The organism is Streptococcus mitis SK575 (genome assembly GCF_000257865.1).
GTDB classification, from domain to species: domain Bacteria; phylum Bacillota; class Bacilli; order Lactobacillales; family Streptococcaceae; genus Streptococcus; species Streptococcus mitis_CQ.
Genome location: NZ_AICU01000086.1, coordinates 71,678 through 87,029 on the forward strand (window position 1 = coordinate 71,678; position 15,352 = coordinate 87,029).

10 protein-coding genes and 1 pseudogene are annotated in these 15,352 nt (G+C 40.8%); all 11 read right to left on the reverse strand.

What is annotated here, in order from left to right; translation table 11 throughout:
• Positions 1-8: 8 nt before the first annotated feature.
• On the reverse strand, positions 9-701 hold the full coding sequence (locus HMPREF1048_RS13610; protein ID WP_001042492.1) for an excalibur calcium-binding domain-containing protein: 693 nt from the start codon (positions 699-701) through the stop codon (positions 9-11).
• 49 nt (positions 702-750) lie between these two features.
• Positions 751-1,368, reverse strand: coding sequence for an alpha/beta fold hydrolase (locus HMPREF1048_RS11790; protein WP_000766586.1), 618 nt, complete (start codon positions 1,366-1,368; stop codon positions 751-753).
• Positions 1,369-3,090 carry an aminodeoxychorismate synthase component I gene (gene pabB / locus HMPREF1048_RS11795; protein ID WP_000554840.1) on the reverse strand — a complete coding sequence of 574 codons (1,722 nt, stop codon included), beginning with the start codon at positions 3,088-3,090 and terminating at the stop codon, positions 1,369-1,371.
• 60 nt (positions 3,091-3,150) lie between these two features.
• Positions 3,151-9,210: a ZmpA/ZmpB/ZmpC family metallo-endopeptidase gene (locus HMPREF1048_RS11800; protein ID WP_001232698.1), complete on the reverse strand. Its 6,060-nt coding sequence runs from the start codon at positions 9,208-9,210 to the stop codon at positions 3,151-3,153.
• 2 nt (positions 9,211-9,212) lie between these two features.
• Positions 9,213-9,776 (reverse strand): TIGR01440 family protein, encoded by a 564-nt coding sequence (locus HMPREF1048_RS11805; protein ID WP_000659512.1) that lies wholly within the window; start codon positions 9,774-9,776, stop codon positions 9,213-9,215.
• A gap of 114 nt (positions 9,777-9,890) precedes the next feature.
• A complete protein-coding gene (locus HMPREF1048_RS11810) occupies positions 9,891-11,582 on the reverse strand; it encodes a cache domain-containing sensor histidine kinase (protein WP_000831091.1) in 1,692 nt (563 codons plus the stop codon).
• On the reverse strand, positions 11,579-12,316 hold the full coding sequence (locus tag HMPREF1048_RS11815; RefSeq protein WP_000222629.1) for a response regulator transcription factor: 738 nt from the start codon (positions 12,314-12,316) through the stop codon (positions 11,579-11,581). The genes HMPREF1048_RS11810 and HMPREF1048_RS11815 overlap by 4 nt, the downstream gene beginning before the upstream one ends.
• 70 nt (positions 12,317-12,386) lie before the next feature.
• Positions 12,387-13,499, reverse strand: coding sequence for a peptide-methionine (R)-S-oxide reductase MsrB (gene msrB, locus HMPREF1048_RS11820; protein WP_000998572.1), 1,113 nt, complete (start codon positions 13,497-13,499; stop codon positions 12,387-12,389).
• Between the two features lie 9 nt (positions 13,500-13,508).
• Positions 13,509-14,072 (reverse strand): redoxin family protein, encoded by a 564-nt coding sequence (locus tag HMPREF1048_RS11825; protein WP_000759252.1) that lies wholly within the window; start codon positions 14,070-14,072, stop codon positions 13,509-13,511.
• A 13-nt stretch (positions 14,073-14,085) separates the two neighbouring features.
• Positions 14,086-14,796, reverse strand: coding sequence for a thiol-disulfide oxidoreductase-associated membrane protein CcdA2 (ccdA2, locus tag HMPREF1048_RS11830; RefSeq protein WP_000368754.1), 711 nt, complete (start codon positions 14,794-14,796; stop codon positions 14,086-14,088).
• Positions 14,797-15,145: 349 nt separating this feature from the next.
• Positions 15,146-15,352 (reverse strand): annotated as a pseudogene (locus tag HMPREF1048_RS0102675) (hypothetical protein); the annotation flags it as partial.

Genomic DNA, 15,352 nt, shown 5'->3' on the forward strand with positions numbered 1-15,352 from the left:
ATTCTGACTTATGGTTTCCAGAGACCTGAAGCATCTACATAGTAACGGCCTCCATCAACTCGCTCATTTTTAGCCATTTTACCATCTGATTTCAAATAGTAATTGCCTTGCCATGCATTGCGAGCATAAGAACCATCAGATTTCAAATAATACCAAGCTTGATAAGAAGAGTCATAAACCCACTCACCTTGTGCCATTTTACCGTTTGATTTAAGGTAATAAGCCCCTTGCCATGCATTGCGAGCATAAGAACCATCTGATTTCAAATAATACCAAGCTTGATAAGAATCATCATAAATCCATTCGCTCTGGGCCATTTTTCCATCTGCTTTCAGATAATAACTTCCTTGCCAAGTATTTTTCACTGGGTTTCCATTTCCATCAAAGTAGTACCAAGCACCGTCCTGCTTAACCCAACCACTTGTTGTAGATGAAGTTGTATTGGTTTGAGCCGCAGTTGCTTGTTTTGCTTTAAAGGCACCCTTAGGAGCATTTTTCAATTCGCAAGCCACACCATCATGATCGCGGTCTAACTTGGCAGAATAACCAGGATCCCCCTCATGAAGATCCGAATAGCCATTAGCCCAAGCTTCCTTACAGCTAGAAAAATGAATATTTTCTTCCGCTAAAACTGGTTGTGAAAACAAAGCCAAAACTGGCAATGTTGCCAGACTCATTTTTAAAAATAAACGTTTATTCATTTCTTTCTCCTATAACGATGTTATCGATTTCACTATTATTTTATCAAACTTATTTCAGCAATTCAAGAAAAGGTTTAATCTGTTCAGCAAACTCTTTTGGTTTTTCCTTATTCAAAACATGAGGGCCGTCCGGAATAATCTGAAACTGAGAATTTGGCATCAGTTCTTGAATAGTTTTCATTGAACTGAGATTAGGCTTATCCTGACTACCACAAATTAACAAGCTTGGATAGGGACAATTCCGTGCAATCTCCCTTAAATCAAGTGTTTTTAATTCTTCGGAAACTCTAACCATAAGAGCCTTATCTGCTCCCTGTTTTTCAAATACCCTTTTGGGAAGTAATTTAAATATCAACAATTGAACATAAAATAGAATATTCCCTGCTAATTTTAGAGGGCATCCTGACAGAACCAAAGCTCGAAGATTTGGTAAATTGTAACTGGAAAGTTCTAGTGTCAGGGCAGCACCTAAGGACAATCCAATCAAAACAAAAGGTTCTGTCTCTTGAGCTAGGTGTTGATAAACTCGCTCCTTGGCTTTTTGATAGCTGCTAACTCCAGAAGGAAATAACTCGATAGCCTCAGAAGGATAATCTGTCAGTAGATTCCGAACTTCTTTCCAACTCTCTGCTGACTGCCCTAACCCGTGTAAAAATATCAGTTTCATCTAGTTCTCCTCAAGGCTTAACGCATACAAGCCTCTCACTGCATTACAGCCGTAAATAGCTTCTGCTTGGACTAAATCTGCCAAGGTCAAGACTTGCTCTTCTATCTGTCCTGTTTCCAGCAAATGCTGACGATAAATTCCTGGCAATATTCCCAGTCGGATAGGTGACGTGTAAAGTTTCCCAGCGATTTTCAAAACTAAATTTCCGATAGAGGTTTCAAGAAGTTCTCCTGACTTATTGTAGTAAATCTTCTCTTGCTCCCCTAGACTCAAATGCGGTCGGTGAGTCGTTTTAAAGTAGGTAAAAGCTTGTTGCAAATTGGCTTCCTGAAGACAGAGTTGGGCCTGACAAAAACTTGGACTGAGGGGTGTTAATACTTGGCGATCGACTTCTATCTCTCCAGACTTGCTGAGAGAAATACGCAAACGGTAATCTTGATTATCATCACAAGCCTGACACTCTTCTTCTATCTTTTGTTTCAAGTCTTCTAAATCAAAAGAAAAAGCAAAATACCGACTAGCTGTTCTCAATCTTTCCAAATGCTGTTCTTCAAACAGCAAGTTCTTCTGGCTGATTTTCCCTGTAGTAATCAGTTTGAAACGAGCTTGTTTACGATAGAGAATAGCTGCCTTTTGATGAACCTCTCGGTATTCAGATTCCCAAGTGCTATCCCAAGTAATGCCACCACCCACTCCATATATGGCTTTTTCTTGATGCAATTGAATGGTCCGAATGGCTACATTGAAAATCCGTCGCCCATTTGGAAGCAAGAGACCAATCGTTCCACAGTAGACTCCGCGCGGTTGTGGCTCCAAGTCCTTGATAATCTCCATTGTCGCAATTTTGGGTGCTCCCGTTATGGAACCGCAAGGAAAGAGTGAGCGGAAGATTTCAACAAGGTCAATGTTCTCTCGCAACTGACTCTTGATGGTTGAAGTCATCTGCCAGACAGTCGAATACTGTTCTACCTGACACAGACGCTCCACATACTCACTGCCCACTTCAGAAATACGGTTCATATCGTTGCGCAAGAGGTCCACAATCATCATGTTTTCAGAGCGATTTTTGGGATCCTGTTCTAACCAACTAGCTTGGGCAAGGTCTTCTTGGTCGGTCACGCCACGCTGAGTCGTTCCCTTCATTGGTCGCGTTGTCAACTCGCGGCCATTCTGCTCAAAAAAGAGTTCTGGGCTCATAGAAATCACTGCCATCTCGTCATGTTCAACATAGGCATTGTAGCCCGCCTCCTGCTCTACCACCATACGATTGTAAATGGCAAAAGGATTGGCACTTAAGTCCTGTTTGAGTTGGACAGTGTAGTTGACCTGGTAGGTATCCCCCTGGCGTAAATGATGGTGAATCTGGGCAATCGCCTTTTCATAGTTCTCTGCAGATGTTTCTTCCTGCCACATTGAAGGCAGATCTATTTCCTCATAAGTAAAAGGAATAGGGGATGTTTCTACCCTATCATGAACAGTAAAATAAAGCAAATACTCGTCCAATAAAGGGGCCTTGTGAACTGCTAATTTTTCCTCAAAAGCAGGTGCAGCCTCGTAGCTGATATAGCCCACCACATAGTAGCCCTGCTCTTGGTAGCTTTCCACTTGTGCCAGCAAATCTGCCACTTCTGCTACATTTCTCGTTTTCAACTCTTTAATAGGCTGTGTAAAGGTGTATCTCTCCCCCAAAGCCCTAAAATCAATCACTGTTTTTCTATGCATACCTTAAGTATAGCACAAAATAAGAAAACCCTCATCCGCAAAGCAGATGAGAGATTTCAATTATTTAAAGATTGAAGTTTTAAAGCTGTTTGTTTGTTGAAGAAGTTTTTTGAATAATTTCTCTTTAAGGGAAACAGTATTATCAAATTTAACTGATCCATTTTTAAGAGTAGCTTTATCTTTATCAACAGCTGCAGCAAATGCATTCTTCAAGTCATCGTAACTACTGTATGTAGTACCGTCGATTGTAACAGGGTTAAATCCTGCTTTCGCTTTATCAACAACTTCTTTGAAGTATGCTTTCTTCCAATCTTCTAGAGTATTAAATTTACCATCAGAAACTTTCTTGATAATAAAATCATCGCCTAGAGTAGCATGACCAGCTTTTTTAGACTCATTTTTCAACATGTTAGAAGCATAATTTAGGAAGCCTTTTTCATATCCAAAGTAACCCCACATACGGAAGGTGTTATGTTTGAATGACATTGCTCCTGGAGCTCCTTCACTTGTGTTACCTCCATAGATACCTGCAGTGATAGGCACCGTTACATAGGCAGAGCCAAATCCAGTTGGATCATACTGACCATTACCAGGACCGTGCTTGGTCATGAAGTTTTTCTCTACTAAGTCATTAACAGATGTTAAGTTATATTCTTTTTCTTCTGCATTCAAATCACGAACCTCATCGTATTGGTTCTTCGTATTAGCGTTACGTAGTTTTTTATCAACTTTCTTGAACCAAGCACTATTTAAGGCTTTATCCTGTTTATCAATAACGGCTTCACCTTCAAGGTAGTCAAGAAGCATGAGCGTATCATTGAAACCTTTCATGTAGTGATCGATTTCTTCACGAGATGTCAGATCGTTTGGATTAGTATTATACCATTGGTTTCCGTCATTTGGACGTTCGTAGGCCATGTTCAATCCTAGTGCTTTGAAATCACCGTTTGGACTTGTTTCAGCAGGAGATTGTAACATACCTTGTGCGAATGCTTCTAGGTCAGTACCTTCACGGTGTCTAGAACCACCTAAGTAAACCATACGGTCGTTTACGTGAGTCGTTTCGTGAGTGAAGGCTGAGATACCGAAGTCACTGATCATATCAGTAACCATGAAGAATACAGAATCATCTTTATAAGGGTTGCCGTAAATACGAGCTACAGCTCCCATACGCCAGTCAGTAGCATGGTAACGACCTGTTGGTCCGTACAATTCACGGATAGGCGCTACATCCTTACCGCTATTCGTATGTCCGTATTTATCTGTGCTGATTCCTTTATAGTTTTGGTTATCTAACACAGGAGTTGGAACCATGTTATTGCTCTTAAGCAGTTGATTACGAACTTTATCTAATGATAAGCGAGACCAGAAGTCTAGGTAATTTTGTTGACCTTTAGCGACTTTATTGATTTCAGCTTTGAATGCTTCGCGTTCTTCTGCAGTATTCTTACCGTATTTTTCAAATGAACTGTAAGCCATAGTGTTATATGTTGAGATTAAGAACATGTGGGCATCTTTTAAGTTTAATAGAGGAAGAATCATCTTACCGTGAACATCATTATTTAATCCTTCGTATGCTCTGTGTTTCTTATCAGCAAATTCAGGAGTTGTTGTTTTTGGTTCAACGATATATACATTATCTTTAGTAGCTTTTATGAACCAATCGTTTAAGTCTGTATCATTTGTGAATAGACGCATATTATAGTCTAAGAAACTGTTTAACTCGCCTATACCGATAACTCCACCGATAGCTTCGCGATAAGCTTCTAAAGTTCTATCACCTTTAATGTTACTTTCTTTAGAACCAATCTTAATCAAGAAGTCTAACACATTAACATTCTTACCATAGAAGTCCGGTTTGAATAACATTAACTCTTTAATGTTAAAGTCATCGAATTTAACGCCGTAGTAACGGTTTAGATAAGCTAATCCAAGAAGGACTGCAGCTTTATTGTCATCAATTTTCTTAATTAATGCACGTTTAGCAGCTTCATCTGTGTTCAGTTGATGATCTTCATTTTCCACTAACTTCGTAACGAATTGAGTAAGATTATCTTTAACATACTTGAAGCTTTCTTCTAAGTACAAGTCCTTAATTGCATTGACTTTGTTGCCACCAGTTCTACCCAAGTGTTGGTAAATCGGGTCAGATTGCAATTCAACCGGACTTAACTTGCTTTCGATAGCGCTGATTAAATCTGAACGATCTTTAACCACCATATTTGGTGTATAAACGACTTCACCAAGCTCAGCGACACTGTATTCTTTCACTTGTTTAACTTGAGAGTTCTTAGGAGAAATCGTAAAGATATCTTTTGTCTTATCTGCGTAGTGAACCATAATATGGTCGGCATCTGTAAGGTCTGTGACAAAGTCATTGCCTTTCATTGCAGTTACAGACAATACTTCTTTGGTCATTAATGGACTATCAGCAGCTAATTTATTTCCTTGATTTACAATCCATTCTTTGTTGTAGAACGGTTGAAGTTTTTCAACATTACGATAAGCAAGCTCACGAGAAGCATCATAGTCATCAATATTTTTGTATTGATCAGCTTTACTTACAATATTGTTCAGTTTGTCTTCAATAGGAAGTGTGCTTTCGAATTTATCAGCAGTGATTCCCATTTTAGCAATTAATTCATCAGCTTTTTCTTTAGTTATGCTAGGAATTTTTTTAGAATTTTTATAAGTTGTTTTACCTTCACTTACACCCTCAACACTGTAGTTGCGCTTCGTTCTAGAGTATGTAAAGTAATCATCAGCATCAATATCAGAGTGACCAAAGACCATTTCACCAGTCTTAACTTTCATCATAGTGATGTTGTCTTCTATAGCCCCTAGTGCCCAGTTAGTCCCTAACAGTCCACCAGACATAACGGCTTCTTTGAGTTCAATAGAGCCTTTTGCTACAGAGTTTCGAAGAGTACCTTCTTTACCTAAAGTATTGTTGTTACCACCGTTTTGAGATGAATATACAATTCCGGCAGCCTTAGCTTTGTTACCTGTGATTTCAGCATCAACATAAGCTTTTTCTACAATACCTTTCCAGTTTTCACCGACGATACCTGTTAAGTAACCACCTCGATTTCCAGCAGCGTGTACTTTACCGATAAATGCAACGTTACTTAATTTTCCACTACCATCAATTTTATTGATAACACCAGATACATCATTATTACCAACAACGTTACCTGTTACTTTAATGTTTTCTACAGTAGCATTATTTTTGATAACATTTGCTATCGGTGCAATCCTATCAGTCCCTGACATGTCGATATTTACATTTTCAAGTAGTAAATCTTTAACAGTACCACCGACAATATCACCGAATAAAGGTCTGTTCATATTACTAATGGTAAATTTATTACCGTCAGTGCTTGTTAATGTTCCTTTAAAAGCATTAGTAACATAAGATTTTCCTGCTGGTTTAACGTTAGCAGCATTGATATTGCTACCAAGCTTAAATGTGCCAGTCGGGTCTTTTTGCATAGCTTTTACAAGGTCGTCAAAGCTATAATATACATCACCTTCGTGTGCTTTTTGTTTTTCAAAGTAATGAACATACTCTTCGCTAAGTGTGTTATCTGCATTACGTTGAACTAAGTCTGGTGCTTTGGCAGTAACTTTATATAAAGTTTTTCCGTCTTTTTCTACTTCTTCAATCTTGTCAACAGCAAGTCGTGTAACCTTGTTGTCGTGAGTTGTAACTCGTAGGTAAAGTGGGGCAACATCAGCTGGTTTTTCTGTAAGCAAACTAGTATCTGTTTCATTACCGTCAGCGTCCACACTCATCAAGCTTGTTTCTTTGATATTTTTGATTTCAACTTTTTTGAGGTCAATTCTTAGAGGTTCTTCATTCAGAACTACTTCCTCATCGCCTTCACCACGGTCATAAACCATCTTAGTTTCAATCTTATAATCTTTGTAGTATTGCAAATCTGTCAGGCTAGCTGTTAAGTTGTCAGGTGAAACATTCAATGTTTTCACAATCTCATCACCTTTTTTCAGAGTTAAGGTGATAGATTTAATGGCCGCCTTGCTTGGATTTTCTAGACTGTATTTAACATCTGAAGTCCGTTTCAAATCCTTAGGTTCAACTGCAGTGATGGTCAATACTGGTTTTTCAAAGGTCTTGGTACCACGTTTCAAAATTCGGTCTTGAGGTGCCTCAAGGATTTCCTCTGTAACTTTTGGAGCGTCCTCTGTTTTAACTCCTTTGATGATGTTAAAGGTCTTGGTGATTTTTTTCTGACCTTCTTTACCTTCTTGAGCTACAACTTCTAAGCCTTTTTTCAGTTGAGCATCTTCTTCAACTTTTTCCTTAAATGGAATCTTTTCAATACTTTCTTCTACCAGAGTTCCTTCAATTGATTTTGTTCCACGACTTACCTGTTGATTTATAGGCTCCTTGGTCACTTCCGTACTAGTTGAAAGAACTTGGTCAGTTTTGACACCTTCTACCGTTTTATAGGTTGTTTTTGTAACTTGACTTCCTTTTTCACCATTTCGTAGGACAGTTTCTTCGTCTGTATACTTAGTTGGATCCTCAGTCGTTTCAGTTTTGTAGTCAATTTCTGTAGTTGATTCTTCAACAAGGGTTCCCTCAGTCACCTTATACTCAGGTAATTGATCTTGAACAAGTGCTTGACCTTCTTTACCTGCCTCTTGGGTTCCTTTAGACTCTACTATAGCTTCTGGTAGTTCCGGTTGTGTTAGAGCTTGACCTTCCTTACCTGCCTCTTGAGTTCCTTTAGACTCTACTATAGCTTCTGGTAGTTCCGGTTGCGTTAAGGCTTGTCCTTCCTTACCTACCTCTTGAGTTCCTTTAGACTCTACTATAGCTTCTGGTAGTTCCGGTTGCGTTAAAAATTGACCTTCCTTACCTGCCTCTTGAGTTCCTTTAGACTCTACGGTAGCTTCTGGCAATTCTGGATGTGTTAGTGCTTGACCTTCTTTGCCTGCCTCTTGGGTTCCTTTAGACTCTACTATAGCTTCTGGTAATTCAGCTTGTGTTAAGGCCTGACCCACCTTCCCTTCTTCTTGCGTACCTTTAGCTACTTGGTAAGTTGGTTCAGCTTGTGGTACTGGAGTTGGGGCAGGTTGCACCTCTTTCTTAGTTCCGACTGCAATGACTTGCGACACAGGATTTTGAACCACTTGGTCTTCAATGACTTCTCTAACTTCTTGACCATTGACCATCGAAACTTTGGTTACAATTCGACGCTGACCATTTACTCCGGCTGTGACGATACGAGTCTGTCCTTCTGCTAGATTCGCATCTGGGCTTGTGACCGTTTCAAAAGGAATCTCAACCAAGCTCTCTTCCTGTCTAACCTGAGGCTTCTCAGCTGAAACTGGTTTTTCTTCAACAGCAGGAGCAACTGGAGTCTCTACTACAGGTTTTTCGACGGCAATTTCCGAAGCAACAGCAGGTCTTTCCTGAGCTACTTCTGTTTTCTCGATTTCATTTACATTTTGCTTTTCTACTGGCAACTGAGGCTTCTCAGCTGAAGCTGGTCTTGATGGATGGAGTTCTGCTTCCTTGAAGTATCCAATGTATTCATAGCCATCAATATGGATAATCCCTTCAGCCAAACCTTCATGTGTTGAGGCCGAAATAGTTTGGTTATAAGAAAGCAATTCTTTATTTTCAAATGCAAATGTTCCATAAGGTACAAAGGTGCTGGCTCCTAAAGAACCAATCAAGAGAACACCTAGAACTTCTCTACGACCTTTTTTGGACACCAAAAAGACTGCTAGTGAGGCCGTTGCCAAACCAAGACCTGCCAACGCTAGTTCCTTACTTCCTGTGTATGGAAGTTGTTGACTGTTAGTTGCCTTCTTACGATAAACTACATATAGGATATCATCATCTTGAAATTCTGTAGGAACCTCATGGTGAATCAGGGCTTTTTCAGACTCGGTCAATTCCTGCTCCGCCAAATAACGGTAATGAACACTATGAGCACTGCCAACTTCATTGGCTTGAACCTTATCTACTGAAAGGGTACTGGCTCCAAAAAGGAAGGCTCCGATAGCTACAGGACCTACCCCAACAGTTAACTTACGAATTGAATATTTTGTGATTTTTTCTAGTTGCTGTTTTGTTTTTCTCATTTTCACGACTTTCTAATAGAATCTTGTGGATAGTGCGCACGCGCACCTCCAATTAATTTTGGACGACTAGCCAGTGCCGTTACGTGGGCATGACCAATCTCTCTCAAAAGAGGGCGAATCGGAACCTGAACATGCTTAACATGCATGCCAATTGCAGTGTCTCCGATATCCAATCCAGCATGAGCCTTGATAAATTCAACCTCAACTGGATCCTTCATAAACTTGAAGGCTGCCAACTGACCCGAACCTCCTGCATGAAGGGTAGGAAGGACACTGACCATTTCCAGACCAAACTGCTCTGCCACCTGACGTTCAACAACGAGGGCCCGATTGACATGTTCACAACCTTGAACAGCTAGATGAATTCCTTTTTCCTCTAGGATATCTAGGATAGTCTTCACAATGATTTCGCCAATTTCTTGGCTGGATTCCTTGCCAATCTGACCACCTATCACTTCACTAGAAGAAAGGCCCAAAACAAAGATGGATCCTTGCTTCAAATTGGCCTTTTCCAATACATCTTCTACAATCTGGCTTGTCTCTCTTTGAATGTCTTTTTCCTTCATACTTGATACCTCTTTTATCACTATCTATCATATCGTTTTTTCTACTTTTTAGCAAGATAGACAACCTGAAAATCTTGCTCCAACCTGCATAAAACTCCCAGAATTGACTGGGAGTTAGTTAGTTTCTATTCTATTTATGTATATTTCAACTGTCGTACCCTTTAAAGGGGCAGAATCGATCTTCATCTGGTAATTGGCTCCAAAATAAAGTTTGAGCCGTTGGTCAACATTTTGCAGACCAACTCCCCCACGTTTGAGCTGACTTTGACTACTATCGCCAGCAACTTGGAAGCCAACGCCATCATCCTCAATGCGGATGACTAGTCCTGAATCCTGTTTCTGGACAGAAACTCTAATATGTCCCTGACCTTCCTTCTCCTTAATGCCATGGTAAAGGGCATTTTCTACCAAGGGTTGTAACACCAACTTAGGCAAGACTAGATTATCAAAGGCAGGATTTTCAGCAATCTCGTATTCCAGCTTGTCTCCATAGCGTTGTTTCTGGATAAAGAGATACTGGCGGACATGGTTGATTTCGTCAGACAGGTAAATCAAATCTTTACCCTGATTGAGCGCCAAGCGGAAGTAGGTCGCCAAGGACTTGGTCACCTGAACCACTCGCTGACTATCCTGAAATTCAGCCATCCAGATGATTGTGTCCAAGGTGTTATAGAGGAAATGCGGATTAATCTGGCTCGATAGAGCTTGAAGTTGGTACTGACGGGTCGTTTCTTCCTGCCTGCGAATATCCGCCATCAGCTGATCAATCTGATCCAACATGGCATTAAATTGGCGAGTCACTTCTCTCAGTTCATAAGCACCAGCTTCCTTGGCACGAAGATTCTGATTACCAGAAGCAATCTCCAGCATGGTTTCTCTCAAGTCATTCATAGGAGCAATCCAGCGTTTAAGACTAAGCCACACCAAACAGAGACAGGCAAGAAGAGAGGTGAAACTGGCTCCAAGCAAGGTCCACATGAGCTGACTCCGAACTTGCTCTAACTTCTCCAGCGAAGACACCCCAAGCACCGTCCAATCAGTTCCAGCAATCTTTTCTTGACTGACGTAGGACTGGTGATCTAGCGTATAGCCCTGACCTGTCTCGATGTAGGGTTTCATGACCTCCATTTCGCTAGACGAGCTGTAAACTGTATGTTGAGGATGGTAGACAAATTCATGGTTTTCATTGATGATAAAGGCAAAACCCTGCTGGCCCAACTGTAGCTGGTTGAGATAGGCTTCCAGAGTTTCATAAGAAATATCCAAACGAAGTACACCCAGATTGGCTCCCTTTGCATCAACAAGTTCTTGAGTGACAGAAATGACCCACTGACTATCTGATTTACGAGCTGGAGTCAAAACGGGCTTAGCCCCCTGATGAATGGCCTTTTGGTACCAATCCTCAGCCATCATATCAGAGGAAGTTTTCATTTGCACACTATCATCTGTAGAAATGACCTGACCTGATTTGGTGACCAGAACTACCGTTTTCAAGTCTTGGTCTGCCTTTAAGATGGTCAAAAACAGATTTCGGATTCCCTTGACCTTGTCTTGACTGGGATTCTCAGCATAGGCTAGGACATCCGTCTGCTGGGTCAAACTAGTCGAGGTGGTTTCTAATTTTTTGATATAAGACTGGATAAAGTGGCTAGTTTGGCTGATAGTCGTCTGGCTATTGCCTTCAATGGTAGCCTCAATAGCTGATGAACTAGATTGATAGTAGAAAGTCCCAACCAGAGCTAGGAGAATGAGAAAGACCAGAAAGATGGAAATAACCATTCTGACTAGAAGAGAAGAACGCTTCATCGACCTCCCCCTTTCTTAAACTGACGAGGTGTCACACCTGCAATCTGTTTAAAACGTTGGGTAAAGTAGTTCATATCTTCAAAACCAACCTTTTCTGCGATCTCATAAATCTTCAAATCTGTAGTTAAAAGCAAGAGCTTGGCTTGTTTGACACGTTCTCTCACCAGATAATCCTGAAAAGGTAGGCCCAACTCTTTCTTAATCAAAGAACTCAGATAAGTCGGACTAAAGCCCAAGTCACTGGCCAAAGACTTTAAACTAAACTGGCTATCAGCCAGATGGGACTGGATTTTCTGGGCCATGTTTCCTTCAAACTTATCAGTTAATAAATCTTGTAACTGCTCTTCTTTTTCTTCCTTATCCAACTTTTGCTTGATTTTCCTCAACATTTCCTCAATATCCTGACGAGAAAAGGGCTTGAGCAGGTAGTCATCCACACCGAGTTTGACGGCAGACAAGGCATAATCAAAATCATCGTAGCCAGTTAAAAAAACCAAATGCACCTGAGGATAGGTTTCTCGGACCAGACTGGCTAACTGGATGCCATTTAGCTGAGGCATGTTGATATCGGTTAAAATGATATCTGGCACCTGCTTTTGTATCAATTCCCAAGCCTGTCTTCCATTTTCAGCTTGACCGATGATTTCCATATCGTAGGCTGCTACATTAACCAGTTTGGTCAAGCCTTGTCTTACCAGATATTCATCTTCTACAATTAAGATTGTATAGGTCATGCTTCTCTCCTTTGTCACTTACTAGTATCAGTATAGCAAAATTCTCCTCTAACTGCTTAGGAAAGCCCTCTTAATCGACATAATCTAGTAAATAAGCGTAGCCTTTTTCTTCCATTTGGTCTTTGGGAATAAAGCGGATAGAAAGGCTATTGATACAGTAGCGCAAGCCACCCTTGTCCTGTGGTCCATCCGTAAAGACATGGCCAAGGTGAGAATCTCCAACTCGGCTCCGCACTTCCATGCGTGTCATATTGTAAGACTTATCTTCCTTGTAGGTAGCCACATCTGGACTGATGGGTTGGGTGAAACTAGGCCATCCGCAACCAGACTCAAACTTATCCTTTGATGAAAAGAGGGGTTCGCCAGTTGCTACATCCACATAGATACCAGATTCAAATTTATCCCAGTAACGGTTTGAGAAAGCCCGTTCTGTTTGATTTTTCTGGGTAACTGCATACTCCTCAGGTGACAGGGTCTTTTTCAATTCCTCATCACTTGGTTTGGGGTATTTGCTGGCATCGATGACGGGGTAGGCCGCCTGATTAACATTGATATGGCAGTAGCCATTTGGATTTTTCTTGAGATAGTCTTGGTGGTAATCCTCAGCCACTACAAAATTCTTCAAGGCCTCCTTTTCAACTGCTAGAGGTTGGTCGTATTTCTTAGCCACCTCATCAAAGACCTGGTTAATCACCTCTAAATCCTTGTCATCTGTGTAATAAACACCAGTACGGTACTGGGTTCCCACATCATTTCCTTGTTTATTTTTGCTGGTTGGATTGATAATACGGAAGTAATGAAGCAGGATTTCCTTGAGGGAAATTTGCTTGGCATCATAGGTGACATGAACAGTCTCCGCATGACCTGTTTGATTAATCAACTCGTACTTGGTTGTTTCCCCTCTACCATTTGCATAGCCTGAAACGGCATCCGTCACTCCGGGAACTCGAGAAAAATACTCCTCAACTCCCCAGAAACATCCCCCAGCTAGATAAATTTCGTGCAAGTCTGCATCTTTACTCACTTCTCTTTTTTTCACTGTTTTTCCTCCTTGGCTAACTGCCGCTTTCTCAATTTGCGAGCTATCTGTCTGCCCTGCATTTCGCATCAATAGAAAATAGAAACCGGTTATGGCTAGGAAAAAGATTCCTGCCAAGACAAACAATTTTACTTTATCATTCATGACCTTTCTCTACCCCATTTCTTTCAATGTTTTTAAAATCATATCCTTATCCATAAAACCAGGTTGCGTTTTGACTAGCTTACCTTCCTTGTCTATAAAGGCTTGAGTTGGATAAGAACGAACACCATAACTTTCCAAAAGTTTGCCTGACGGATCAATTAGAACTGGGAAATTTTTATAATCCAAGCCCTTGTACCAGTTCTTAAAGTCAGCTTCTGCTTGTTCACCCTTATGTCCTGGTGACACTACCGTCAAGACCACATAGTCGTCTCCAGCAGCCTTAGCAATTTCATCCGTATCTGGAAGACTGGCTAGACAGATGGAACACCAAGAAGCCCAGAATTTGAGATAGACTTTCTTTCCCTTGTAATCAGACAAGCTGTATGTCTTGCCATCTACTCCTGTCAGTTCGAAATCAGCAACTATCTGACCCTTGGTGGCAGTTTGTGAACTGACTTGTTCTGTTTTGGTTTGCTCCTTCATAGTAGCTTCGTCTGACATATTTTTAGCCGAACAGGCTGCCAAGCAACAGATTGAGCCGACTCCAAGGAGACATGTTTGCCATTTTTTCATTTCTCTTTCCTCTCTATTCAAATAATGTAGTCAAAATGGAAGCATTTCCCAAAAGCACCAAGATTCCCATCACGATAATGAGGAAACCACCCACTTTTTTGAAGGTTCCGAGATAAGGATGGAGCTTTCGGAAATGTTTCAAAACATAGCTGGAGGCTAGAGCTAGAAGCAAGAATGGTAGTGCCAAACCCAGCGTGTAAACCAACATGAGACCAGCTCCCTGCCAAGCACCTGAACCACCTGAAGCCGCCAAGGCTAAAACAGAGGCCAGAACCGGCCCTACACATGGCGTCCAAGCAAAACTAAAAGTCAATCCTAGTAAAAATGCCTGACTATAGCCCTTCCCCTTTTGCCCCTGTCTCTGTAATTGTAGCCTTCTTTCCTTGTAAAGTTCCTGAAAATGTAAGACTTCCATCTGGTGCAAGCCTAAGAGAATGATAACCGCACCCGTCACATACTGAAACCAAGAAGCATAAAGCAAATTGCCTAAAAAACCAGCTCCATAACCCAGCAAGATAAAAATAAAGGAAATCCCCGCTATAAAGGCCAGAGTTCGCAATAAACTGACAACTGAGATTAAAAATTTGCCACTAGAAGCCTGAGAACTATCTTTGTCATCCAGTAAGACCCCTGCATAAACCGGTAACAAGGGTAAAATACAAGGAGAAAAGAAGGAAAGAATTCCAGCAAGAAAAACACTGATAAAAAAAATTATATTATCCATTGTCTTCCTCCATTCTTTGATTTGATAGGACTATTATAGCCCCGAAACTCCAGAAAAAATAGGGACAATGATAGGGAAAAATAGGAATTTAATCAGGTTATACTTCAAATAAATCAAAAAAACATGAGTAAAAGGGTAAGCTATCTTAGTTTTTTGAGCCAACATTTAGTAAATTAAAAAACAGATTCTTCCATCTATCGCGGAAAAATCTGTCATTGATTTACTGATTTACAAAAACTCCAACCACGGTTTACGAACCTTATCTTTGCTGGTTCCTCTGTATTTTTTTAGTTCTAAGAACGCCATTTTGACCATTATTGGTAATAGTCTTACAACAAGGCCTCAAACTCAGCAAGGCCTCAAACTCAGCAACGGTCATTCCCAATTGCTGGCTGGCAACCTCAGGTGTTAGAAGACCTTGGCGAACTAGATTTACTAAACCTACTTTTAACCCCTCTTCGATCCCCTCTGCACGGCCACGTTCTAATCCTTTTTCTTCAGCTTGTTCCAAGGCATAGTCCTGTGCCAACAATGCCTGTTCTTCTCGCATACGTAG